Origin of the sequence: Amycolatopsis vastitatis (assembly GCF_002234595.1) — a bacterium.
Classification (GTDB): Bacteria; Actinomycetota; Actinomycetes; order Mycobacteriales; family Pseudonocardiaceae; genus Amycolatopsis; species Amycolatopsis vastitatis.
Map to the genome: position 1 here is coordinate 1 of NZ_NMUL01000070.1, position 22,533 is coordinate 22,533.

Annotated in this window: 18 protein-coding genes; 14 read left to right on the forward strand and 4 right to left on the reverse strand. The window is 69.1% G+C overall.

All coding sequences use genetic code 11. The features are described from left to right. Both CF165_RS45730 and CF165_RS45735 read left to right on the forward strand, forming a co-directional pair. A partial coding sequence (locus tag CF165_RS45730) for a glycoside hydrolase family 2 TIM barrel-domain containing protein (protein WP_093953887.1) occupies nt 1–1,447 on the forward strand: 1,447 nt, incomplete at its 5' end. A gap of 70 nt (nt 1,448–1,517) precedes the next feature. Continuing rightward, the gene (locus CF165_RS45735; RefSeq protein WP_093953888.1) at nt 1,518–2,849 is read left to right on the forward strand and encodes a right-handed parallel beta-helix repeat-containing protein; all 1,332 of its coding nucleotides are present in this window, start codon (nt 1,518–1,520) and stop codon (nt 2,847–2,849) included. A 57-nt stretch (nt 2,850–2,906) separates the two neighbouring features. Here CF165_RS45735 and CF165_RS45740 read toward each other — a convergent pair whose 3' ends face one another. The 3 genes from CF165_RS45740 to CF165_RS45755 all read right to left on the reverse strand — a co-directional run bounded on the left by CF165_RS45740 (nt 2,907) and on the right by CF165_RS45755 (nt 6,088). Further along, nucleotides 2,907–3,977 carry a glycosyl hydrolase 53 family protein gene (locus CF165_RS45740; RefSeq protein WP_093953889.1) on the reverse strand — a complete coding sequence of 357 codons (1,071 nt, stop codon included), beginning with the start codon at nt 3,975–3,977 and terminating at the stop codon, nt 2,907–2,909. 392 nt (nt 3,978–4,369) lie between these two features. Continuing rightward, on the reverse strand, nt 4,370–4,573 hold the full coding sequence (locus CF165_RS45745; protein WP_093953890.1) for a hypothetical protein: 204 nt from the start codon (nt 4,571–4,573) through the stop codon (nt 4,370–4,372). 474 nt (nt 4,574–5,047) lie between these two features. Next, entirely contained in the window at nt 5,048–6,088 is a 1,041-nt protein-coding gene (locus CF165_RS45755) for a LacI family DNA-binding transcriptional regulator (protein ID WP_093953891.1), read from the reverse strand. Nucleotides 6,089–6,200: 112 nt separating this feature from the next. Here CF165_RS45755 and CF165_RS45760 point away from each other — a divergent pair, with 112 nt between their 5' ends. The 12 genes from CF165_RS45760 to CF165_RS45820 all read left to right on the forward strand — a co-directional run bounded on the left by CF165_RS45760 (nt 6,201) and on the right by CF165_RS45820 (nt 21,767). Next, nucleotides 6,201–7,871: a right-handed parallel beta-helix repeat-containing protein gene (locus tag CF165_RS45760; protein WP_240522121.1), complete on the forward strand. Its 1,671-nt coding sequence runs from the start codon at nt 6,201–6,203 to the stop codon at nt 7,869–7,871. Between the two features lie 3 nt (nt 7,872–7,874). After that, on the forward strand, nt 7,875–8,918 hold the full coding sequence (locus CF165_RS45765; RefSeq protein ID WP_093953893.1) for a LacI family DNA-binding transcriptional regulator: 1,044 nt from the start codon (nt 7,875–7,877) through the stop codon (nt 8,916–8,918). 77 nt (nt 8,919–8,995) lie between these two features. Then, a complete protein-coding gene (locus CF165_RS45770; protein ID WP_093953894.1) occupies nt 8,996–9,919 on the forward strand; it encodes a carbohydrate ABC transporter permease in 924 nt (307 codons plus the stop codon). Further along, nucleotides 9,909–10,820, forward strand: coding sequence for a carbohydrate ABC transporter permease (locus CF165_RS45775; RefSeq protein ID WP_093953895.1), 912 nt, complete (start codon nt 9,909–9,911; stop codon nt 10,818–10,820). Before CF165_RS45770 ends, CF165_RS45775 begins: the two co-directional genes overlap by 11 nt. 21 nt (nt 10,821–10,841) lie before the next feature. After that, nucleotides 10,842–12,146 carry an ABC transporter substrate-binding protein gene (locus CF165_RS45780; protein ID WP_093953896.1) on the forward strand — a complete coding sequence of 435 codons (1,305 nt, stop codon included), beginning with the start codon at nt 10,842–10,844 and terminating at the stop codon, nt 12,144–12,146. 25 nt (nt 12,147–12,171) lie between these two features. Continuing rightward, nucleotides 12,172–13,272: a Gfo/Idh/MocA family protein gene (locus CF165_RS45785; protein WP_093953897.1), complete on the forward strand. Its 1,101-nt coding sequence runs from the start codon at nt 12,172–12,174 to the stop codon at nt 13,270–13,272. Beyond that, a complete protein-coding gene (locus CF165_RS45790; RefSeq protein ID WP_205661181.1) occupies nt 13,269–14,141 on the forward strand; it encodes a DUF6807 domain-containing protein in 873 nt (290 codons plus the stop codon). The genes CF165_RS45785 and CF165_RS45790 overlap by 4 nt, the downstream gene beginning before the upstream one ends. Continuing rightward, nucleotides 14,135–15,004, forward strand: coding sequence for an SGNH/GDSL hydrolase family protein (locus CF165_RS53195; RefSeq protein WP_240522122.1), 870 nt, complete (start codon nt 14,135–14,137; stop codon nt 15,002–15,004). Before CF165_RS45790 ends, CF165_RS53195 begins: the two co-directional genes overlap by 7 nt. A gap of 34 nt (nt 15,005–15,038) precedes the next feature. Beyond that, nucleotides 15,039–15,752, forward strand: coding sequence for a polysaccharide deacetylase family protein (locus CF165_RS45805; RefSeq protein WP_093953916.1), 714 nt, complete (start codon nt 15,039–15,041; stop codon nt 15,750–15,752). Between the two features lie 134 nt (nt 15,753–15,886). Next, on the forward strand, nt 15,887–18,991 hold the full coding sequence (locus tag CF165_RS45810) for a glycosyl hydrolase 115 family protein (RefSeq protein WP_093953899.1): 3,105 nt from the start codon (nt 15,887–15,889) through the stop codon (nt 18,989–18,991). A 73-nt stretch (nt 18,992–19,064) separates the two neighbouring features. Continuing rightward, nucleotides 19,065–20,333, forward strand: coding sequence for an SGNH/GDSL hydrolase family protein (locus CF165_RS45815; RefSeq protein ID WP_167441770.1), 1,269 nt, complete (start codon nt 19,065–19,067; stop codon nt 20,331–20,333). 69 nt (nt 20,334–20,402) lie between these two features. Continuing rightward, nucleotides 20,403–21,767: an SGNH/GDSL hydrolase family protein gene (locus CF165_RS45820; RefSeq protein WP_093953900.1), complete on the forward strand. Its 1,365-nt coding sequence runs from the start codon at nt 20,403–20,405 to the stop codon at nt 21,765–21,767. 137 nt (nt 21,768–21,904) lie between these two features. Here the strand turns inward: CF165_RS45820 and CF165_RS45825 are convergent, their stop codons facing one another. Further along, nucleotides 21,905–22,468: a TetR family transcriptional regulator gene (locus CF165_RS45825; protein ID WP_093953901.1), complete on the reverse strand. Its 564-nt coding sequence runs from the start codon at nt 22,466–22,468 to the stop codon at nt 21,905–21,907. Between the last annotated feature and the right edge of the window lie 65 nt (nt 22,469–22,533).

The window sequence follows — 22,533 nt, forward strand, 5'->3', positions numbered from 1 at the left end:
CCCCGCGGTCACCACGGCGGCCAAGACCATCGCCGCCGGCGCGTCGGCCACCTTCGCCTACGACGTGGCGGTGAGCAACCCGCGGCTGTGGGACCTGACCAACCCCAACCTGTACTCGCTGGCGACGAACGTCCTCGTCGGCGGGACCGCCGTCGACGACGACATCACGTCCGTGGGCATCCGCACTCTCACCTTCACCGCCTCGACGGGCATGAGCCTGAACGGCAAGAGCGTGAAGTTCCAGGGTGTGGCGTTGCACCAGGACTTCCACGGGCTCGGGATGGCCGCCCCGCAACGCGCGATGCAGCGGCGGCTCGCCCAGCTGAAGGCGCTCGGCGTCAACGCCATCCGCACCGCGCACGACCCGCCGAGCCCGGCGTTCCTGGAGCTGACCGACCGGATGGGGTTCCTGGTGCTGGACGAGTTCTTCGACGTCTGGACGCAGCACAAGTACTCCGACGTCGGCGACTACGCGACGTACTTCAACCGGACGGCGTCGTCGCCGACCGGGACGCCCGCGGTGCCCGGCGCGAGCGGCTCGGTGCCCTGGTACCAGGTGGACGCGACCAGCGTGGTCATGCGTGACCGCAACCATCCCAGCGTGGCGATGTGGAGTACCGGCAACGAGATCCGCGACTCGATCGCGACCCGGACGCCGCTGCTGACCCGGATGGTCTCGATCGCGCACGCCCTGGACGGCTGTCCGGTCACCCAGGCCCTGTTCCGCCCGGGTGACAGCGGTGACGTCACCGGGGCCACCCGGACGATCGTGGACGTCTTCGGCGGCAACTACCGGCCGGACGAGGTCATCCAGGCCGCGAAGACGTCGCCCGCGCGGCCCGGGCTCTTCACCGAGATGGGTACCGACACCTCGGCGTGGACGACGGTCCGGAACAACGCCGTGGTCACCGGCATGTTCATCTGGGTCGGCGTCGACTACCTCGGGGAGGCCGACGGCGGGTGGCCGGTCGCCGGCTCCACCGCCGGGCTGATGGACGCCATGGGGACGGTCCGCTCGATCGGGTACTCGTGGCAGCGCACCTGGGGCGCGCCGACCACGTCACCGCCGGCCACGGGCACCACGGCGAGCAAGGTGGTCCTTTCCCCGGACCACAGCACCGTGTCCACCGACGTGGACGACGTCTCGTACGTGAAGGCGACGGTGGCCGACTCCTCCGGCCGCGTGGTGACCGGTTCCTCCGCCGCCGTGACGTTCAGCATCAGCGGGTCGGGCGTGCTGGTGGCGGTCGACAGCGGGAGCCCGGTGCAGGAGACGTTCCGCGGCTCGGTGCGGAAGGCCTACCAGGGCGTCGCGTACGGCCTGGTGCGGGCGACCGGCGCGGGCACCATCACGGTGACCGCGAGCTCCGGCGGCCTGACCCTGGGCACGACCACGTTGACTGGCACCACGGCGCCGTTCGTGCCGTGTTCCGGCACTTGCAACTGAAGCCGGCCTCGTGGGCGCTGCTGGATTCCGGCCGCAGCGTCCACGAGGCCTCCCACCCTGGAGTGTGCGTATGAAACCCGTTGTCCTGGGCCGTGTTCTCGTGTTCTCGGCGGCCGTGGTGACCGCCGCCGCGGTCGCCGTCACCCCGGTCGCCGCGAGCACGGCGGCCGGAAAAATCTACTACGTCTCCCCGGCGGGCAGTGACAGCGCCGCCGGGACACAGGCCGCGCCGTGGGCGTCGGTCGCGCACGCCCAAGCCGTCGTGCAGGCGGGTGACACGGTCTACCTGCGCGGCGGCACCTACAGCTACTCCCGGGCGAACAAGAGCTGTTCGAGCGGGACCGACCGGGTGGACGCGATCACCCTGAACAAGAGCGGCAGTTCCGGCAACCCGATCCGCTACTGGGCCTACCCCGGCGAAACACCGGTCTTCGACTTCTCCCGGGTGAGTGACAACTGCCGGATCAAGGGCTTCGACGTCACCGGCAACTACATCCACCTGAAGGGCCTGGAAGTCAAGGGCGTGCCCCAGAACAACAACCTCAACCACGAATCCTGGGGTATCTGGATCTCCGGGAGCAACAACACGTTCGAACTGCTCAACCTGCACAACAACATGGGACCCGGACTGTTCATCCAGGACGGTGGCGGCAACCTCGTCGTCAATTCCGATTCCCACGACAACTACGACCCGCGCACCTCGAACGGCGCCGGCGAAAGCGCGGACGGGTTCGGCGCGCACATCTCCGCCAACCACCCGGGCAACGTGTTCCGCGGCTGCCGCGCGTGGTGGAACTCCGACGACGGCTTCGACCTGATCAACGCGTTCTCCTCGGTGACCATCGAGAACTCGTGGGCGTGGCGCAACGGCTACCTGCCGCAGACGACCACGCCGTCCGGCAACGGCAACGGCTTCAAGATGGGCGGCTACGGCGGCAAGTACGTCAGCAACGGCGTCAAGCACACCGTGCGTAACTCGGTGGCGTTCAACAACAAGGCGGCGGGGTTCTACGCCAACCACCACACGCTGGCCAACGACTACTTCAACAACACCAGCTACGCCAACAACCCCGACTACAACATGCTCGGCATCACCTCGAGCGGCGGGGCGACGGGGTTGGGCAACCTGCGCAACAACGTCGCCTACAAGGGCTCCCTGACGTCGAACATGTCGGGAACGAGTGCCTCGTACAACTCGTGGAACGTGGGTGTCACGCTGTCGGACGCGCAGTTCCAGAGCGTGTCGACGGCCGGCTGGGACGCGCGGCGCCAGGCCGACGGCAGTCTGCCGGTGCTGCCGAACCTCCGCCTGGCGGCGGGGAGTTCGCTGATCGACAAGGGCACCAACGTCGGCCTGCCCTACACCGGGAAGGCGCCGGACCTCGGTGCCTTCGAGTCCTGAAGTCCTGGACGCACGGACGGCGGTGACCCCTCTCGGTGGTCACCGCCGTCTCGCCGGTCAGGCCTGCTTGAAGCCGTCCATGATGGCGGTGGGCTTGCGGGTGGCGGAGTCCCAGGCGACCATGTCGTACCCGGTGAACGGCGAGTAGCCTTCGGGCTCCCAGTAGAACAGGCCCTGTCCGCCGTTGCTCTTGAGGGCTCCGAGGTAGGCGACCAGCGAGGCCTTGCTGGCGGAGACCTTGCTCACCTTGCCGCCGAACTCGGTCTGCATGAAGGGTTTCCCGTATTGGCTGGAGATCTTCTTCATGTTCCCCACGATCCCCGAGGCCAGGTCGGCGCTGCCGTAGGAGGAAAAGACCGACATGTCCCACTTGCCGCCGTTGCCGGAGTAGCGGCTGAAGAAGGTCGCCATCGAGTCCCACTTCTGGGGCTGCGCGAGGTGGATGCACACCGTCGTGCTCGGCGACACCTGCTTGACCTGGTTGTAGGCGGCGTTGAGCAGACCCGTCATCTGGGCCCCGTTGGAAACGCTGCCGACCGGGCGGCAGATGCCACTGTTGATCTCGTTGCCGATCTGCACCCACGTCGGGAGAACGTCGTTGCTCTTCATGACGTTCATGGTCTGGCCGACGTAGGAGTTCATGGCCGACAGCATCTGGCTGTAGCTCATGTTCTTCCACGCCGCGGGCGGGTTCTGCACACCGACGGAGTTCCAGGTGTCGCCGAACATGTAGTCCAGCATGATGGACATGCCCGCGGCCTTGACCCGCTTGGCCAGCGCGGCGACCTCGGTGATGCTGCAGTGCCCGTCGGTGGCGCTGCCGGACGGGTTGACGAACGTGCGCAGGCGGATCGCGTTGATGCCGTATCCCTTGAGGATGGTCAGCAGGTCCTGCGCCTGCCCGCTGGAGTTCTTCCAGGTGTAGCCGTGGGCTTCCATCTGCGGGGCCCAGCTGATGTCGGCGCCCTTGACGAACGCGGCCGCTGCGACCTGGGGCTGTGTCACGGCGGCCATCGCCTGCGTCGTGGCACCCGCGCCCAGGACGAGCGCGCCGGCACCGGCGGCCGCCCCGAGCAGCACGGTGCGCCGGTCCAGCCCGGCCGACGCGATTTCCGGCAGTTCATTCATGGGTGAGCTCCTTCGGCGAGGTCATTCGATCTCCCTTGATCGACGACTTGACGAGCCGCGCGCCGGAACTGTGAACGTGCACATCCAGCTACGCACGGTTCTCCTTAAGAAGGGAACCGCATATCCGAGATCGAAGCAAGGCTCTGCGGGCAACTTCGTGTGAACGTACTCAGCGTTGCCCGCGGCTTCTGGAAAGCGCTTCCAGCCCCTGCCGGAAGCGTCGATCGGTCGCTGCCGAACGAGACTTGGAGCAAGGGCGCGCGATGTGTCGGCGAGCGTGCTTCCGGGCTCGTCGACGGGGGTGGCCCGGCCACGAGTGATCCTGCCGATCGAGGTCGTGGTCCGCGAGACGGCCTGCCCTCCGGACCCGGCCGGGTCCGGCCTGTGTACGTTCACGGGAACTTGTCGAACAGTCTTGAAATCTCCCACCTTCGCTTCCGCCGCGAGGCGGTTCGTTCGCTCAGCCGACGGGCGGCTTGTTCGGCGGCGTTCTCGATATTCTGTAGCACCCGCGCCGGCTGCACGGCGAGTCCCGAATGGTCGATGAGCGACAGGTCGGCCCGGCGGGTCTCGTGGACGTAGTCGCAGCTGGTCACGTGATCGAGGGGCGGGGTAGAGCGTTTTGAACGTCAGATGATGTGCGTCTGGTGGAATCGCCTGGTTCCGTGCGGTGGTAGAGCATGATGGCCGTGGCTGACCGGCCGGTTCGAACGGGACCTACACCCTGTCGGCTTGGGTCAAGAGCAGCGGCGGTCAGAAGAAGGCGACCATCTTTGCCAAGACTCCGGCGGGAGCGAGGTGGACTTGTCGATCAACCGGCCGATCGGCAGCTGGACAAAGGTCACCTGCTCGGGCATCAGCGTGCCCAACGGGTTGATCGAGGTCGGACTGTCCCGCGAGGCTCCCGGTACCGGCCACCGCAGCGATACTGTGCCGATGGTTACTAATCCGACCACAGTCACGGCCGAATGGCTTCGTAGCAACGGTCACGTGCCGTGCGGGGGGCGGCCTGCTTTTGGTCGGGTTAGTAACACCAACGGGTCGAGCCGGCGCTTCGCCCGTCCGGCTGCTCACGGCTCACCTCTGCGGCGAGGAGTGCTTGTCCGCAGGACGACGGTTGTCGGCAGCCAGACGACCTCGCTCCTGTCACGCCCGGACAGGGCGAGGTCGATCGCGCGCAGGCCCATGGCCCGCATGGGGACTCCGACGGTGGTCAGGGCGGGGTCCACGTCGGTGGCGGCGCTGATGTCGTCGAAGCCCGCTACGGCGAGGTCTCGGCCGGGAACCAGGCCCGCGTCGCGCAGTGCTCGCATGGCGCCGATGGCCATGACGTCGTTGACCGCGAACACCAACTCGACGCCGTCCAGGCCGCGGTCGAGCAGGCCGGTCATGGCCGCGTGACCGCCGTCCTCGGTGAAGTCGGTTTTGACCACGAACCGGCCGGCCACCTCGATCCCCGCCCGGGAGAGGCTGGCGACGAACCCTTCCGCGCGGTCACGGGAGGTACGGAGTGCGTCCGGCCCGCGCAGCACGGCGAACCGCCGGTACCCGTAAGCGACCAGTGCGGTCGCCAGCTCCTCGGCGCCGCGGCGGTTGTCGACGGTGACGGTGCCGTACGGCAGGCCCGGCTGGCTCACCACGGCCACGCGCCCGCCCGCGGCTTCGTACGCGCGCAGTTCCCCGACCAGTGCGTCCTGCTCGTCACCGATCCGGCTCCCGGCGAGGATGATCGCGTGCGGCCGGTGGCCGCGCAGGGTCGAGACGATCTCCAGTTCCCGGTCCGGTGACCGGTCGGTGACCGCCATGGTCACCGTCAGCCCGGCGGCCTCGGCACCCTCGATCGCCCCCGCGGCGATGGAGGAGAAGTACGGGTCGGCGATGTCGTGGACGATCAGCGCGACCGTTTTCGTCGACCCGCGGGCGGTGGCCTGCGCCGACAAGTTCGGCGCGTAGCCGAGTTTCTCAGCCGCCCGCAGCACGAGAGCCAGCTTTTCCGCACTGACGTTGCGGGTGCTGCCGTTGAGCGCCCGTGACGCCGTGGCCGCGGAGACGCCGGCCTCCGTGGCGACGTCCCGCAGTGTGGGGGAGGAGCCGGGGCCTTGCTCGGTCATGAGTTGGCGAACTCTTTTCACTGGATCCACGAGGTTCTTGTGGATCGGGACGATAGATGGTGGAATACGTTTTCCGACAGTGTGGCTCCACGATGGTGTGAGGAGTGCCCACGTGTTCAGTATCTTCAGGCGAACTGCCCCCGGATTGCTCGCGGCGGCGTTGGTCGTCGCCCCGGCACAAGCCGCTCTCGCCTCGCCTGCCAACGGCGTCGCGGCGGGGGTGAGTTACTACGTCGACGCTGCGCAGGGGAACGACAGCGCGGCCGGGACGGACAGCGCGCACGCGTGGCGCAGCCTCTCGCGGGTCAACCAGGTGACCTTCCACGCGGGGGACCAGATCCTGCTGAAGGCGGGTGGCCGGTGGAGCGGGCAACTGTGGCCGAAGGGCTCCGGCGCATCGGGCGCTCCCATCACCGTCGACCGGTACGGCGACGGCGCGAACCCGCGGATCGACGGCGGCGGCGCGGTCGCCGACACCGTGCGTCTCGCCGACCAGGAGTACTGGACAATCCGCCACCTCGAGGTGACCAACCAGGCACCCTCGACGAGCACCCCGGGCGCGAACCTCAAGGACCTGCGGGGCATCCACGTCACCGGCACCGGCGGCCGGACGCTCCACGGCTTCGTCGTCGACGGCGTCAGTGTCCACGACGTCACCGGCGAGGTGAACTGGATCGGCGGCGACACGGCGGACAACGCGCCCGGCATCCACTTCAAGATGGGCTGGGACCGGTCCAAGAAGACCGGCGGCATCGTCTTCGACTCCACGGTGGCGAACATCGGCGCGCCGCCGTCGACGCCGACGGTGCTCGACGGCGTCACGGTCCAGAACTCGGTCATCGCCAACACCTCGTTCGCGGGCATCTCCGTCAAGCAGTACTCGGGGGACGCCCCCGGCGCCAAGGCGACCGGGTGGGGGAGCCGCGCGAGCGCGACGGACGCGAAATTCACCCCGCACACGAACGTCGTCATCCGCGGCAACCACATCAGCCAGCTGGGTACGGCCTACGGGTGCAACGGCGTGTACCTCACCGGCGTGCGGCACGCGGTCGTCGAGCAGAACGTCGTCGACCGGGCGGGGACGTCGGGCATCGAGGCGTACTTCGCCGACGACGTGACCATCCAGTCCAACGAGGTCGCCGGGACCACGCAGAAGGCGAACGGCGCGGACTCCAACGGCATCGACGCCGACAAGGGGACCACCAAGGTGGTCGTCCAGTACAACTGGTCCCACGGCAACGGCGACGGCATCCTGCTGTGCCAGTTCGTCTTCGGCGACGTCGTTCTGCGCTACAACGTGCTCGCCGGCAACACCCGGTACCCGCTCTACCTGCACTCCGACAAGGCCGCGAAGGCCAAGGTTTACGGCAACACGCTCTACAACGACCGCGGCAAGTACCTGGTCTACGGCTACGGCACGTCGCTGACCTCGTCGTACGACATCACGGACAACATCCTGTACTCGAAGGTGGCCGGGGCGTCGCTCACCACCAGCTCGACGATCCGCTACGACAGCAATCTGTACGGGGGCGCGACCCTGCCGGTGCCCGCCGGTGACGCCCACGCCGTCCGCGCGGACCCGCAGTTCACCGGGGCTCCGGACTACACGGCAGGCACACCGGCGTCCGGGCCGCGGCTCACCGCGGCGTACGGTCTGCGGGTTCGTTCCGGCTCGGCCGCCATCGGCCGGGGCGTCGCGATCAGCGGCAACGGTGGCCGGGACTACGCGGGGGCCCCGCTGTACATCGGCAAGCCGGATATCGGCGCGTTCGAAGTGGGGTAGGCCATGCCGCATCCGGCACGGGACACCGTGACGCTGCACGACGTGGCGGCGGCCGCGGGGGTTTCGCTCGCGACGGCGTCCCGGGTGCTGGGGGCCAGCTCCCGGACCGTCGCGCCGGAGTTCCGGGAGCGGGTGCTGGCCGCGGCCGGGCGGCTGCGCTACACGGCGGACGCCTCCGCGCGGGCGATGCGGCGGGTGAGCGACTCGCTGGCGCTGGTCGCGGACGACGTCACCACGCCGTCGATGGCCATCGTGGTGTCGGCGATGGAGCGGGCGGCCAGCACCGCCGGCGCGTTCGTCACCGTCTCGGCGACCCACGGCGACCCCGGTCGCCAGCTGGAGACCATCCGCCGGGTCCGTGCGTTGCGGCCGCGGGCGCTGGTGCTGACCTCCGGCCGGGTCGACGCCGATGCGGTGGCCGGCGGGCTGCTCGCGGAGCTGCGCGCGTACGAGCACGACGGCGGCCGCGTGGTGGTCGTCGGGGACACGGACCTGCCGTTCCACTCGGTCGGGTTCGACAACCGCGGGGCGGCGGCCCGGCTCGGCCGGTACGTCGCCGAGGCGGGGCACCGGCGGGTCGTGATCATCGCCGGTGCGCACGGGGAGGCCGCCCCGGATGCCCGGACCGCGGGGCTGGTCGAAGGCCTCCGGGCGGGCGGGATCGCCGAGTCCGCCGTACGGATCGTGCACTGCCCGGTGAGCCGGGAGGGCGGGTACGAGGTGGCGCACCGCCTGGCCGCCGAAGGACTGCGCAGGATCGACGCCGTCCTGGCGGTGAACGACCTGATCGCCGTCGGCGCGCTGCGCGCCCTGCGCGAAGCCGGAGTCGCCGTGCCGGACGACGTGTCGCTGACCGGGTTCGACGACATCGGGCCGGCGGTCAACGTCACGCCCCGGCTGACCACCATGGCGCTGCCGCTCGCCTACGCCGGAACCGAGGCGATCCGGCTCGCGCTCGGCGAGCCCGGCGCGGTCACCCACGTGATCGTCGAAGGGCGGCTGGTGGTCCGCGACAGCACACGTGAGCGAGCCGTGGTAGTCCGCTGATCCGCTCTTGACGTGGTGTGTGCTCCGGGCCACACTGCTGGAATGCGTTTTCCCGGTCTCACCGAAGAGGCGACGGCGTGAGCACCCTTGACGAACTCCGGGGACTGCGCCGGCGCGGCGTGCGGTCCTCCCGGCGGGACAACAAGGCCGCGTTCTGGTTCCTGCTGCCGTGGTTCGCCGGGCTGGTGTTCATCACCGCCGGGCCGATCGCGGCGTCGCTCGGGCTCGGTTTCACCAAGTACAACCTGATCCAGCCGCCGAAGTTCATCGGGCTGGGCAACTTCGCCCGGATCTTCACCGATGAGCGGCTGCACAACGCGCTGGGCGTGACCTTCACCTACGTCCTGGTGTCCGTTCCCTTGCAGCTGGCGTGCGCGCTGGGGGTCGCCATGCTGCTGGACCGGGGCATGCGGGGCCTGGCGTTCTACCGGTCGGCGTTCTACCTGCCGTCGCTGCTGGGGTCGAGCGTGGCGATCGCGGTGCTGTGGCGGCAGATCTTCGGCACCGAGGGGCTGGTCAACCGGCTGCTCGGGCTGGTGGGGATCAGCGGCCACGGGTGGATTTCCGACCCGGATTCGGCGCTGTCGACGTTGATCGTGCTGAACGTGTGGACGTTCGGCGCGCCGATGGTCATCTTCCTGGCCGGGCTGCGGCAGATCCCCACGGTGTACTACGAAGCCGCGGCCATCGACGGCGCCGGCAAGTGGACCCGGTTCCGGCGGATCACCCTGCCGCTGCTGTCGCCGATCATCTTCTTCAACCTGGTGCTGCAGATCATCCACGCGTTCCAGTCGTTCACCCAGGCGTTCGTCGTCTCCGGCGGCACCGGCGGCCCCTCCGACTCCACGATGCTCTACACGCTGTACCTGTACCAGCAGGGTTTCGCGCGGTTCGACATGGGCTACGCCTCCGCGCTGGCATGGTCCCTGCTGCTGATGATCGCCGGGATCACCGGTCTCAACTTCTGGGCGTCGAGGTTCTGGGTGTTCTATGACGACTGATATCACCAGCCCGCCGGCAACCGTCGTCCCGCCGCCGAAGCGGGAGCGACCGGGCGCATATCGGCCGTCCGCCCGCAGTGTCCTGCGGGCCGTTGGGAAGCACGTCGGCCTGGTACTGCTCGCGGTGGTCATGCTGTACCCGGTGCTGTGGATGGTCGTCAGCTCGCTGAGGCCGAACGACGAGATCTTCCGCAGCCCCGGGCTGGTGCTCGACCACCTGCGGGTGCAGAACTACGCCGACGGCTGGACCGCGCTGGCGTCGCCGTTCGGGCACTACCTGGTCAACTCGGCGATCGTCGTGCTGGGCTGCATCGTCGGGAACCTGGTGTCGTGCTCCATGGCCGCCTACGCCTTCGCGCGCCTGGAGTTCACCGGCAAGCGCTGGTGGTTCGCCGTCATGCTCGGCACGATCATGCTGCCGGTGCACGTGATCATCGTGCCGCAGTACATCCTGTTCTCCCAGCTGGGCTGGGTGAACACGTTCCTGCCGCTGATCGTGCCCAAGGTGCTGGCCACCGACGCGTTCTTCGTGTTCCTGATGGTGCAGTTCATCCGAGGGCTACCGAGGGAGCTGGACGAGGCGGCCCGCATCGACGGCTGCGGGCACCCCCGGATCTTCCTGCGGATCATCCTGCCGCTGATGAAACCGGCCCTGGCCACCACGACGATCTTCACGTTCATCTGGACCTGGAACGACTTCTTCAGCCAGCTCATCTACCTGACCGACCCGCAGATGTACACCGTCCCCGTCGCCCTGCGCTCGTTCGTCGACGCCACCTCGACTACCTCCTGGGGGTCGTTGTTCGCGATGAGCGTGCTCTCCCTCCTCCCGATCTTCCTGGCGTTCCTCTTCGGACAGCGCTACCTCGTCAGGGGAATCGCCACGACCGGGGGCAAGTAGCCCCGGAAAGGAATCCAGACCATGCGCTCCAGACTCCTCCGCCGCACCGTGTGGGCGGTGCTGCTGACGATGACCGCGTCCCTGCCGGTCGCCTGTTCGTCCTCCTCCGGCGGGGGCGACGAGCTGTCGGCCGGGCCGGTGACGCTGCGCTTCTCCTGGTGGGGTGCCGACGACCGGCACAAGCGGACCCAGCAGGTGATCGACCTCTTCCAGAAGAAGCACCCGAACATCACCGTGCGCGGGGAGTTCAAGGACTGGAACAGCTACTGGGACAGCCTGGCCACCACCGTCGCGGCCAACGACGCGCCCGACGTCATCCAGATGGACGAGCTCTACCTCGCCTCTTACGCCCAGCGCGGCGCGCTGCTGGACCTGAACACCGAGAAGACGCACCTCAACACCGGTGACTTCGACCTCAAGGCGCTGGCCACCGGCGCGCTCGACGGACAGCAGTACGGGCTGCCCGTGGGCCTCGGCTCGTACGCGCTGGTCGCCAACACCGACCTGCTGGCCAAGTACGGCGTTCCGCTCCCGGACGACAACACGTGGTCGTGGGACGACCTGAAGAAGGTCGGGGAGCAGGTGTCGAAAGCCGGCGGCGGCTCGGTGTGGGGCGTGCAGTCCCCGGGCTTCAGCGACGCGGGCGGCCTGCAGATCTGGGCCCGCCAGGCGGGCGGGACGCTCTTCGACGACAAGGGCAAGGTGGCCATCCCGCCCGAGGTCCTCACCCGCTACTTCGCCTACCTGCTCGACCTGGCCCACGGCGGGGCCGCGCCGCCGCCGTCGGTCACCATCGAGAAGGCCGGCGGCACGCTCAGCCAGACGGCCGTGGCCACCAACGCCACCGCGTTCGGCTTCTGCTGGAACACCCAGCTGACCACCCTGAGCGCGGCGAGCGGTCAGAAGCTGAAGCTGCTGAAGCTGCCCGGTGAGGCCCAGGCGCACGCCGAGTACTACAAGCCGTCGATGTTTTGGTCGGTCTCGGCCCGGTCGCAGCACCCGGCGGAAGCCTCGCTGCTGCTGGACTTCCTGGCCAACGACCCGGACGCGGCGAAGATCATGCTGACCGACCGCGGCGTCCCGGCCAACACGAAGATCCGCGCAAGCATCGACGGCAGCCTCAAGCCCACCGACAAAGCGGCGGCCGACTACCTGAACCAGCTCAAGGTCAGCGACCCGCCACGCGTCACCCCCAACGGCGCCAGCACGGTCGAGACGATCCTCAAGCGCCACACCGAGGACGTGCTGTTCGGCCGGGCCACCCCGGACAAGGCCGCCCAGGCGTTCATCACCGAACTGCAGGCCGACATCGACGCCGCCAGGTAGGACCTCATCGGACGGAAGGATCGCCATGCCGGCGCGCACCCACCTCAGCGCGATCGTCGGAACCGGAGCCATCGCGAACGCCCACGCCTCGGCGCTGCGCGCGGCAGGTGACCGGGCCCGCCTGGTCGCGGTCGTCGACATCGACGCCGACCGTGCCCGTGCATTCGCCGGCGAGCACGGTGTACCCGGCGTCTATCCGAGTCTGGCTGCGTTGCTGGCGGAGGAGGCCGTAGACGTGGTGCACCTGTGCACCCCGCCGCGGCAGCACGCGTCACTGGCGATCGAGTGCCTGGACGCGGGCGTCACCGTGCTGGTGGAAAAGCCACCGGCGCTGTCACTGGCCGAGATGGACGAACTCGTGGCGGCGGAACGACGCTCGAGCGCCCACGTCGCCACCGTCTTCCAGCACCGCTTCGGTGCCGCCGCCGTCCGGCTGCGCCGGCTGACCGCGGCGGGCCGGCTGGGCCGGCCGCTACTGGCCACCTGCGCCACCCTGTGGTACCGGGACGACGACTACTTCGCGGTGCCGTGGCGGGGTTCGTGGGACAGCGAGGGCGGCGGCCCGACGATGGGCCACGGCATCCACCAGTTCGACCTGCTGCTGTCCGTGCTCGGCCCGTGGCGCGAGATCCGCGCCCTGGCCGCCCGGCAGGCTCGTGCCGTGCACACCGAGGACGTCTCGATGGCGCTGGTGACCTTCGCGAGCGGAGCGGTGGCCACGGTCGTCAACTCCGTGGTCTCGCCGAGGCAGACCTCCGCGCTGAGGTTCGACTTCGAGCGCGCCACGGTGGAGGTGGAGCACCTGTACGGGTACACGGACGCGGACTGGACAGTGACCCCGGCGCCGGGCCACGAGGACGTCCTGTCCTGGTGGGGCGACGCCGAGCCGGGCTCGCCCAGCAGCCATGAAGGTCAGGTCATGGCGGTCCTCGACGCGCTCGACCGCGGTGACCCGCCGCCGGTGACGGGTGCGGACGCGCGGAACACCATCGAGTTCGTCGCCGCACTCTACGCGTCCGCGTTCACCGACGAGACAATCCATAGTGGACAGATAACCGCGGAGCACCCTTTCTACCGGCGAATGGACGGGACCGGAGCGCCATGGGCGGAGGTGGCGGCCCGATGAACCCCGAAATCGTCCGGATCGATGACGCCCTGGTGGTGCGCGCCGGGGATGTGGAGCTGTTCCGCTACGTGTACCGGCCGGAGGCGTCACCGTTCGAGGGCCCGAAGCCGTACGTGCACCCGGTGCGGACGCCGGCGGGCGACGTCGTGACGGCGTATCGGCCGCACGACCACCGGTGGCACAAGGGAATCCAGATGACGGCCACGGACGTGTCCGGGGAGAACTTCTGGGGCGGCGTCACGTACGTGCGCGACCAGGGCTACGTAGAGCTGCCGAACGTCGGCACCATGCGGCACGAGGACCTCGTCGTGGCTGGGGCGGGCTTCACGGAGAGGCTGACGTGGCACACCCAGGCCGGTGAGCACTGGGTGGACGAGGTGCGGGAGCTGACCGTCCAAGACGTTGACAGCGAGTCGTGGGCGTTGCGATTCGGCACCGAGCTGACGAACGTGCGCGGTGAACCACTCGTCTTCGGCAGCCCGACGACCAGCGGGCGGGAGCTGGCCGGGTACACCGGCCTGTTCTGGCGCGGGCCGAGAGAGTTCACCGGTGGCGAGATCATCGCCGTCGACGGGCGGGGCGGCCCGGAGATGATGGGTCAGGAAGCGTCATGGCTCGCCTATGTCGGGCACCACGACGAAGTGGACCGGTCGTCCACCCTGGTGTTCGTCGACCACCCCGGCAACCGGGTCACGCGCTGGTTCGTGCGCACCACCCCGTTCCCGGCGGTGAATCCGTCGTTCGCCTTCTTCGACAAACTGGTCCTCGAACCGGGGGAAACCCTGCGACTGCGCTACCGCGTCGTCGTGGCGGCCGGTGCGTGGGACCGTGCCCGCATCGAGTCCTATGTGGAGGACCATCCATGGTGAGAATCGAAGCACGGAAATCGATCGTGGCCATCGCGATGGTACTGGCCGCGCAGGCGGTCGTGGGTGCCGGGACGGCCGGTGCGTCGTCCGGCGTGGCGGGCGCGAGTTGCGCGACAGGTGCCGGCGGTGCGGACGTGGCGGCGGCCAGGGTCAAGGTGTGGCTGGCCGGCGACTCGACCATGGCGGATCCGAAGTCGGCCTGCCCGGTGGGCTGGGGGAGCCGGTTCGACCGGCTGTTCACCGACGACGTCACCGTCGTCAACAAGGCGGTGCCGGGGCGCAGCGTCCAGACGTGGCTGTACGAGTCCAATGTGACCGGCAGCAAGGACGCCGCGGGGGAATGCGTGGTGAGCCCGAAGACGTACGCCCAACGGTGGCGGGACATGCTCGATCCGGTGAACGGGATGCACGCGGGGGACTACTTGTTCATCCAGTTCGGCATCAACGACAGTGACTCGAACTGCCCGCGTCACGTGGGCCGGGCCCGTTACCAGAGCCTGCTCACCGCGATGGCTCAGGCGGCCGAGGACCGGGGCGCCCACCCGATCCTGCTGACGCCGGTCGCGGCGATCACGTGCAGTGGTGGCACGGCCGTCGGCAACCGGGGATTCCTCACCGAAACAGCGGCCGCGGGCACCGCGACCGCAACACCGGTCATCGACCTCCACAAGCTGAGCTACACGCTCTACAACACGCTCAAGCTGTGCCCGAACAACGGCGACTACACCCAAGGTGCGGTCGGTGCCTTCTTCTGCAACGACCACACGCACTTCGAGGCCGCCGGCGCGGACAAGATCGCCGGGATCGTGACCAAGGCGTTGCGGACCGGAAAGTTCCCCTGGCGAGCTATCTCAGGTAGCTGACAGCCGGGACCAACTGCTCTCGAAGGGAGCCATGATGACCGAAAACGCCCCGACGCCCCCGCCTCGGCCCCGACGCCGCGGCCTGTCCGCCGCCATAGCCGTCGGTGTAGCCGCGGCGACCGTCTTCACTGTCGCCGCGCCGTCGCACGCCGCCACCGCCGCCACCTGCGCCGGCTACGTGGGGCTCACGTTCGACGACGGTCCCACGCCGGGCAACACCCCGCAGCTGCTGAACGCGCTGAAGAAAGCCGGTGTGCGGGCCACTCTGTTCAACGTCGGCGAGCACGCCCAGGCCAACCCGGCGCTGGTCGACGCCGAGAAGGCCGCGGGGATGTGGATCGGCAACCACAGCTGGTCGCACCCGCACCTGACCCAGCTCAGCACGTCCCAGATGACCTCGGAGATCACCAGGACCCAGCAGATCCTCCAGAAGCAGACCGGTACCGCACCCGTCCTGTTCCGTCCGCCGTTCGGCAACACGAACTCGACGCTGCGCTCGATCGAGAAGAAGAACGGTCTCACCGAGGTCCTCTGGGACATCAGCACGGGGGACTATGACGGCCCTCCGGTCTCCAAGATCGTCGAGGCGGCCCGCCGGCTGACCAACGGGCAGGTCATCCTCATGCACGACCACGCGGCGAACACCGTCGCCGCCATCCCGCAGATCGTGGCCGACCTGACCGGTCGACGGCTGTGTGCCGGCATGATCTCGCCGACCACCGGCCGGGCGGTCGAACCCACCTCCTGATCAGGTACGTAACCCTCCCGGCCTTCGCACCTCCGGCACGAAGGCCGGGAACCCGGCGTGACCGGACCATCTTCACACCCTGACCGGCGGCCGCCCGGCCTCGGCGCCGCGGCAACGACGAAGGGAACCGCACCATGCGACACCCCGTACGAGGGCTGGCCGGAGCGGTTCTGGCTGTCGTCGTCGCGGCGGCCACAGCCGGCTTCGCGGTCGGTGGTCCGCTGGCCGCCGTCGCCGCACCGGCCGATGGCCGGCTCGGTGACTACCTGTCGACCCAGCCAGACCCCGGGAGTTTCCCGCTGGTCGCGGCGGGGCAGGCCGCGCCGCTGGTGGTCGATGCCGCGGATTACCCCGGTGTGGTCCGGGCCGTGGGTGATCTGCAGGCCGACATCGGCCGGGTGACGGGCGCGACGCCCAAGGTCTCGGCGGGTGCCGTGCCGGCCGGGGCCCGCCAGGTGGTGCTGGTGGGCACGATCGGGCACAGTGCGCTGATCGATGGTCTGGTCGCGGCGGGGAAGCTGGACGTGGGCGGGATCGCGGGGAAGTGGGAGACGTCGCTGGAGCAGGTCGTGTCCCAGCCGATGTCCGGTGTGGACAGTGCGTTCGTCATCGCCGGCAGCGACCAGCGCGGCACCATCTACGGCGCTTACGACGTGTCCCGCGCGATGGGGGTGTCGCCGTGGAACTGGTGGGACGACGTTCCGGCCCGTCGTCATGACGCGCTGTACGCGTTGCCGGCCCGGCACACGCAGGGTACGCCGGCGGTGAAGTACCGGGGTTTCTTCGTCAACGACGAGAACCCGCAGACCGGCACCTGGGCACCGAACGTGTTCGGGAAGGGAATGGCGCCGGGCTATCCGTCCGGGCTCAACCACCGGTACTACGAGAAGGTGTTCGAGCTGGCGTTGCGGTTGAAGGCGAACTACGTGTGGCCGGCGGTGTGGGGCCGGGCGTTCGCCGAGGACGACCCTGACAACCAGGCGACGGCCACCCGGTACGGGATCGTCATGGGCACGTCCCACGAGGCGCCGATGACGTGCGGCATCGAGGAGTGGAACCGGCACGTGGCCAAGAACGCGGCGGGTGATCCGGTCGGTGACCCCTACGGTGGCAACGGTCAGTGGAGCTACCGGCAGAACCAGGCCGCCGTCGAAGCGTACTGGACGAAGTGCTTCACCCGGATGTTCCGGGAGAAGTCCGACATGGTGTTGACGCTGGGCATGCGCGGCAACGGCGACACCGCGCTGCCCGACGGTTCCGGCATCGACCTGATGAAGAGCATCATCGCCAAGCAGCGGCAGATCATCGCGCAGGTGACCGGCCGGGACCCGCGCACGGTGCCGCAGGTCTGGACGCTGTACAAGGAGGTACAGCGGTACTGGGACGAGGGGCTGCGGGTGCCGGACGACGTGACGGTCGTGTTCACCGACGACAACTGGGGCAACATCCGCGAGTTCCCGGACCGGACGCAGCCCCCGCGCAACGGCGGGTACGGGCTGTACTACCACTTCGACTACGTCGGGGCCAGCCGGAACTACAAGTGGGTGGACACGGTCAACCTGGCTGACACGTGGGAACAGCTGCACGCCGCCGCCAGCTACGGCGACGACCGGCTGTGGGTGACCAACGTCGGTGATCTGAAGAACGAAGAACGGCCGCTGCAGTTCTTCCTCGACTACGCGTGGAACCCGGACGCGATCCCGGCGAGCGGGCTCGGAGACTGGGAGCGCGGCTTCGCGGCGCAGAACTTCGGGCCGGACGCGGCGGCCGGGGTGGCCGGCGTGGTGCACCAGTACGGGCAGCTGCAGGCGATCCGCAAGCCCGAGTCGACCAACCGGCGGTTCACTCGGAACGCGAACGGCTCGATCACCACCGATGACACGATGACCCCGTTCAGCATCGAGAACTACGACGAGCTGGCCCGGGTCACCGACGCCTGGCAACGACTGGCTCAGCAAGCTCAACAGGTCGGCCAACGGCTGCCCGCCGCCGATCAGGACGCGTACTACGAGCTCGTGCTCTACGAGGTGAAGGCGACGGCCAACCTGTACGCGCTGCGGCAGGCACAGTTCCTCAACCACCAATACGCGACCCAAGGCCGGGCGGCCACCAACGCGTACGCCGACGCCGCCCAGGCACGGCTGGCCGACGACACGGCGATGTCGAACTACTACAACACCACCCTGGCCAAGGGAAAATGGAAAGGCTGGCAAACCCAGACCAAGATCGGCTACGGCGACAAGGCCCGCTACGGAAACAACGCGAGCTGGTCCGATCCGCCGCAGCCGGACCAGATCTACCCGGCGCTGCAGCGCATCACCGTGCCCCGCCCGGCCGAAATGGGCGTAGCCGTCGCCGGCTCGACCGGCTGGTGGCCCAACGCCACGAGCCCGGCGGCGCTGCCCACCCTCACCCCGTATCAGACTGCGCCCGCACCGTACGTCGAGGTGTTCAACCGCGGCACGACCACCTTCCCGTACCGAATCACCGCCTCCGTCCCCTGGCTCACCGTCACGCCGGCGAGCGGGACCGTGAGTGACCAGGTCCGTGCGACGGTCAGCGCCGACTGGTCGCGCGCGCCGCACGGCACGACCCGCGTGCCGCTGACCATCACCGGGGCCGGCCGCACCGTGACGGTCCAAGCCGTGGTGGACAACCCGGCGCTCCCGGCGGCGGCCGGATTCGTGGAGGCCGGCGGGTACGTGTCGATGCAGGGCGACCACTACACCACCGCGGTCGGCGCGAACGGGGTCTCCTGGCTGCGCATCCCCGACATCGGCCGGGACGGTTCGGGCATGGAAGCCACCCCGGTCACCGCCGCCGGCCGGACCCCGGGCGGAACCGGGCCGCGGCTGGAGTACCGGATGAGCCTCACCACCACCGGCCCGGTCACGGTCTGGACCTACCTGGCCCCGCGCAACGCCGTGCTGCCGGGCGGCACCGGCATGCGCTACGCGGTGTCCGTCGACGACCAGCCACCCCAGACCGTCGACGCCGTCGCCGCCACGGGCGCCAGTGACCTCACCATGAACGCCTCGTGGGGAATGAACGCCGCCGACGCCGCCAACCGGACCGCCACCAGGTTCACGGTTTCCGCCCCCGGTGCGCACACACTGAAGTTCTGGCTGGTCGACCCGACCGTCGTGGTGGAGAAGCTGGTCGTCGACACCGGCGCCCTCGCGACCAGTTATCTCGGCCCCCCGGAGAGCCTGCGGATCACCGGTGCCGGTCGGCGGTAGGCGTGAGGAAACCGGAAGCCGGCGCCGATCGGCTGGTCTCGAACCGCACACTTCGTCCGCTCCGGAGGAACCCGTGAAGCTCACCCGCCATCGGTTCTGGCTCGCAGTGGTCACCGTCCTCGCCGTCGGCGCTGCCGGGGCCGGCACCGCCGCCGCCGCGCCGGCCGGCCAGGCCGGTGACCACTGGGTGGCGACCTGGACGTCGATGCCGCAGCTGACCGAGGCGTCCAACCTGCCGCCCGCTCCGTACACCCAGGGCGACCAGGTGATGGCGGACACGACGCTGCGCCAGACCATTCACGTCTCGGTCGGCGGTTCGCGGTTCCGGCTGCACCTGAACAACGTCTTCGGGGGCGCGGCGCTGCCGATCACCGCGGCGTCCGTGGCGCTGCCGGCCGGCAGCGCCACGGGCGTCAGCGGAATCCGGGCGGGCAGCGCCAAAGCCGTCACCTTCGGGGGCCGGAAGGCGGTGACCGTCGCGGCCGGCAAGGAAGCGCTCTCCGACCCGCTGGACTTCACCGTGGCGAGCGGAGCGAACCTCACCGTGACGCTCTACCTCGCCCAGGGGCAGGCCGCGAGCCGCATCACCTCACATCCCGGCTCCCGCACCACCTCGTACCTGATGAAGGGCAACCACCTCACCGACACCGCCCCGGCCGGCACGACCCCGGTCGACCACTGGTACTTCCTCAGCGGCCTGGACGTGTGGGCACCGGAGCGCACCGGGGCGGTGGTGCTGCTCGGTGACTCGCTGACCGACGGCCGCGGCTCCACCACCAACGCCAACGACCGCTGGCCCGACGAGCTGTTCGCCCGGCTGCAGAAGCAGAGCGCCACCGCGAACGTCGCCGTCGCGAACGAGGCCGCGGGCGGCAACGCGGTACTCAGCGGCGGGCTCGGCCCGACCGCGGTGTCCCGCTTCGACCGCGACGTCCTCGGCCAGAGCGGCGTCAAGTGGCTGATCGTCTTCGAGGGCGTCAACGACCTCGGTGGCAAGGGCTCACCCCAGACCGCCGCCGGCCTGACCGCGGCGTACCAGCAGTTCGTCACCAAAGCGCACGCGGCGGGCATCAAGGTCCTGGGCGCGACGATCACCCCGTTCGGTGGCAACAGTTACGACAACGCGGCCGGAACCCACGAGGCCGCCCGCCAGACGGTGAACTCGTGGATCCGCACCAGCCACCAGTTCGACGTGGTGGCCGACTTCGACCAGGCCGTCCGTGACCCGGCCAACGCACGCCGCCTCCGCCCGGCCTACGACAGCGGCGACCACCTGCACCTCAACCCGGCCGGGTACCTGGCCCTCGCCAACGCCGTGCCGTCCACCCTTTTCACCCCGTGAGGCGCCGGCATCGACATCGGATCCTCGCGTTTCTCGATCGCTTCTGACGCTTGCCTGAAGGGAAACCGCATGCATGCCCACCCGCGACTCTTCCGGCCCGGGACGGCTGTCGCCGTAGCCGCTGTCGCCGCGGCTGTCGTCCTCGTCGCCCCCGCGGCCGAGGCCGCCGGCCCCGGCGTTCTCATCGATGAGACCTTCAGCACGCAGACCACCCCGGCGAACTTCGGTTTTCCCGTGGGCGCCGCGGTGACCAGCGGAGTCTTGAACGTCACCGAGGGAATGGGCAACCACACCACCTCGGTCAAGGCATTCGACACGGTCGTAGTCCAGCAGCGAACCCTCGACCTGGCCTTCGACTGGAGAACGGCGATCGCCAGCAGCTCGAACAAGACGGGCATCGAGCTGCGTGACAACCAGGGCAATCTGGTGTTCGCGATCGCCGCCACCGCCGCCGAACTGCGATACGGCCTGACCGGCCCCGCGTCCGACTCGACATCCGCGCCCGACTCGCTCAACCCGGTTTGGGCCAGGACCACCTTCGACCGCACCAAGTGGTACACGGTCAACCTGCACCTGGACTTCACGCTGCAGACGGTGCAGTACACGATCACCACCAAGGAAACCGCCGCAACGGTCCTGGCATCCGGGACGGCGAGCGTGACCGGCAAGAATCTCGCGAAGCTCGTCGCCTGCGACTACTACGGAACCGGCGTGCAGTCCATCGACAACTTCCGCCTCACGGTTCCGGCGAACCCCGCGAACGGCCGGTTAAAAGGCAAGACGGTGTACGCGTTCGGCGACAGCATCGTCTACGGCCACAAATACCCCCGCGGTTTCGTGAACTTCACTGCCGAACGCGAACTCATGCCCCTGACCAAGTACGCCAGGAACGGCGCGACGATCGGCCCGGCCGGCGCCTCGGGCGGCCAGATCATCACCCAGGTGAAGGGCGCCGCCTCGCGTGCACCCGACTACGTGGTGTTCGACGGCGGCACCAACGACGCCGAGGTGATCCACGACGACAACAACCGGTACCCGATCGGCGCGATGGCCGACGGCTTCGACCCCGCCAAGTTCGCCAATTCCACCTACGCGGGCTCACTGGAAACCGCCATCTCCACCATGCGCACCAAATGGCCGTCCGCGCGGATCGTGTACGTCGCCGTCCACAAGCTCGGTTCCCGCGACTGGAACACGCAATCGGCATTGCGGGCGGTGACGCTGCAGATCTGCCGCAAGTGGGGCATCACGGTCGCGGACGTCTTCAACGACACCACCCTGGACACCCGCATCGACAGCCAACGAGTGGCGTACACCTTCAGCAACCTCGCCAACGGCTATCCCGGAACCGACGGCACCGGCACCCATCCGAACATCGCCGCGATCACCACCTTCTACGCCCCGGTGCTCACCACGGCCTTGGTCCGGCCGTGACGGCGAGGGTTGTGGTAGGCCCCTGATCCGAGCGGCTGAAAACCGTGCTGGCCGGCGAATTCCTGGAACCAGCGTCCCCAGGGATGCGGTGATCTTGCCGAGCACGGTAGCCGGCCACGACGGTACCGGCGAGCCCGTCAGGTGTTCGCCACGGCGTCCATCGCGCGGTCGAGCAGGGCAGCAGACGGGACGGTGCCGTCGCAGGCCAGCCAGGCGACCGTGGCCGTGTCCATGCAGGCCAGCGCGGACGCGGCCAGGGCGCTCGGTCCCGGGTCTTCGGGCAGGGCGGGTTCGGCGCCGAGGCGGCGGGCGATCTCCGGGACGAGGAGGTTCTGCCAGCTGAGCTGCTTTTCGTGGTGCCGGGCGCGCAGCGACGGCGTGTCGTAGAGCATGCGCAGGTAAGCCAGTGTCTGCTCGCGGGTCTCCGCGTTGTCCTCGACGAGGACGTCGAAGGCGCGGCGCAACGCCTCCCAGGGCCGCTCCTCCTCGGGGCGGGCGGCGAGTGCCTCCGCGATCGTGCGGCCCGTTTCCGCGAGCTGCCCGAGGACGATGTCCTCTTTGGTGCCGAAGTAGCGGAAGAGGCTGGCGCGGGACAGTCCGGCCTCGGTGGCGATCTGGTCGACGGTCGTGCCGTCGAAGCCCTGCTCGGCGAACAGCTTGAGCGCCACGGTGACCACTTCGGCCCGGGCTGTCTCGCGCATCCGTTCACGGAGTCCGGGTCGCTTGGCACGCGCAGGGGAGTCGCTCACCTCACATACTGTAACTC